The organism is Candidatus Magnetobacterium casense (assembly GCF_019173545.1).
Taxonomy (GTDB): Bacteria; Nitrospirota; Thermodesulfovibrionia; order Thermodesulfovibrionales; family Magnetobacteriaceae; genus Magnetobacterium; species Magnetobacterium cryptolimnobacter.
Genome location: NZ_JABXWD010000451.1, coordinates 1 through 2497 on the forward strand (window position 1 = coordinate 1; position 2497 = coordinate 2497).

Annotated in this window: 2 protein-coding genes; both read left to right on the forward strand. The window is 51.8% G+C overall.

Features of this window, described 5'->3' with window-relative positions:
• Window positions 1–774, forward strand: a 774-nt coding sequence (locus HWQ67_RS16190; protein WP_218253721.1) for a hypothetical protein, incomplete at its 5' end; no start/stop codon positions are given.
• Window positions 775–783: 9 nt separating this feature from the next.
• On the forward strand, window positions 784–2497 hold a 1714-nt coding region (locus HWQ67_RS16195), incomplete at its 3' end, for a hypothetical protein (protein WP_218253722.1).

Genomic DNA, 2497 nt, shown 5'->3' on the forward strand with positions numbered 1-2497 from the left:
TACTTAAACGTTGAGCGTAACGGGGTCTTTGGATACTTTTATCAGGAGTCAGTTGCAAATATCAAAGAGGAGTTGTCTTTAGGAGGCGATATCCTTGAGTCTTTTAGCTATACTGAGACCAGGGACGACTATCCTGACCTGTCAATATCCGGATACATGTGCCCGATTGTGGCGACATCGGGGTATTGTGACGGTTGTCAACCGATAGAGGCAATATGGGTAATCCCTGGCGGAGTGCCATTCACACTTAGAGGCCAGTGGGGGCCTGCTGAAATCGGCGGGGAATATCGCAAGACGGCACAAGGCTCAAAGGATATTGCCGTGATAGCTTACGATCATACGATAGAGCAAGACGGCATAATTGATTATGTTGTAATATATCAGCACACGACATACAACAATACAGAGACAGGCAAAACCCTCTTTGGTTGGACTGGTACTGTAACAAGCGGCACGACCTCAGTTGTCACGAGTACTGTCTTGACAACCTCAAAGACGGGCAAAAAGATATTACCTCAAGACACAAGCAACCATTCTTGTATAATAGAGAAAGGCTTAATCCTGTACACATACTGCGTCTTGAAGTCAAACAAGACATTTGATCACAGGATTGTTGGCATAATTAACATAGACAACAAGGCATTGTCCGCAGGGTTCGCTAAGGAATGGACACTGAAAGACGACGACGACCGACTAAAGGATTACGACCCGTTGGATAAAACAATATGGCAGTGGTTTCCGCATTCGCACTTAGCAGCAATCGGGATAACATAGGAGGGTAGCATGTCAACGAACCAGGCACAACTGATGATGGGAGCACAGCAGGCAAAGGCCGATTCAATAATGACAGAGGTCAGCGCTTTTGCAGACGATCTGAAAAAGACGTTGAGTTATATCGTGAGCTTCGGCACGTTTCCTATGTTTACGACCGGTCTGAACATCAACGCCGATGCGCAGATACAGCAGCTCAAAGCTGGGCAACCCAAAGCCCCGCAGTTGTCAACGCTGTCGTCGTTGTTTACGTCACCGCCCACGTCTTCGATCGGTGCGATGACAAAGCCTGTCATTCCGTCGTTAAGCGCCACGGCTCCAACGATTACGATACCACAGGCCCCAACGTTCACGGCCACCACGCCAACGATACCCACTGCAGGGTCTGTTTCGATTCCGACCAAGCCCAGCATTGCAGCCGTCACCCCTCCGGCTACCGGCAGTACGTCAACACCTCCGACAAAGCCAACGTTGTCAGGAACTACGTTTGGTGGTACGGCTCCGGTGGATAACCTTGTGGTCCCTGCTAATACGATTAGCTTCAGTGAAACACCGTACATCTCTGTGTTGCTACAGTCGCTCCTTGGTCAGACTGCTCCCACCGTGAGCAGCTCAATCAGCATCCCAAGTGTCTCAGAACTGGTCGGTGTAGACATACCGGAGATACCTGACCTCGACATAGACTACTCCGTGCCGGATATATTGACCACCGTCTATGATGCCATCCTTGATACGATTTTCCCGATAGATGTAGTCCCTGTTGCAGTGCCAACAATAGACCCCAACGTTGAGCAGATGGTCTGGGACAGGGCACGTGACAAGGAGCTTGGTGCCGCTGTAAACAAGCAGGACGAGGTCATGCACAAGTTCGCAGGGTTGGGGTATATCATGCCCACGGGGGCAGCCCTGGCGGCATACCAGGCCGCTACGACAGAGGCCAATCTCAACGTTGCAACGGCAGGGCGGGAGTTTGCCATCAAGCAGGCAGAGCTTGACTTCACGGCCCAAATGAAGGGCGCTGAGATGAACCTCGACGCAAACAAGACCAACGCAACGTTGCACTTGCAGGCGGACACCAAAAACAATGAACTCAAGATAGAAAAGGTACGGCTCAAGATAGAGGGCAACATCAAGGCCGCCGACGTATCAATCAGCAAGGGACGACTCGCCATTGACGCCGCTACACAGCGTGCACAGCTCAGGGCAGAGCGGGCACGGCTGGCCCTTCAGGGCGGTATCGAAAGGGCACGCATGGGCGTAGATCGTGCCAGGTTGACGCTGGAAGGCCGTGTTAAGGAGGCCGAACTTACCCTCCAGGCCAACTCGGAAACGGCCAGGCTGCAAACACAGATACAACAGGCGGGCATCAGCGCAGCGGCAGGGATAGAGCAGGCTATCATCGGCTACATGGGCGGGTATTACGAGCGTGCGCTGCAGGCACAACGTGCCTTGGTAGATGCTGGAGTGCAGATATTCAACTCCGAGGTCAACCACTTCAACAGCAAGGTTGGACTTTTCAAGACCTTTGCTGATGTTTATGACACACAGCTCAAGGGCGACCTCTACAACACTGAGATATACAAGGCCCAGATGGAGGGCTACAAGATAGAGAAAGAAGTCCAGGCCGTCGATGTGGAGTTGTATAAGGCTAAACTCCTTGCCAACAACACCATACTTGAGGGTTACAAGATAGACATGCAGGCGGCGGAGTTGGCTGCTAACGTTC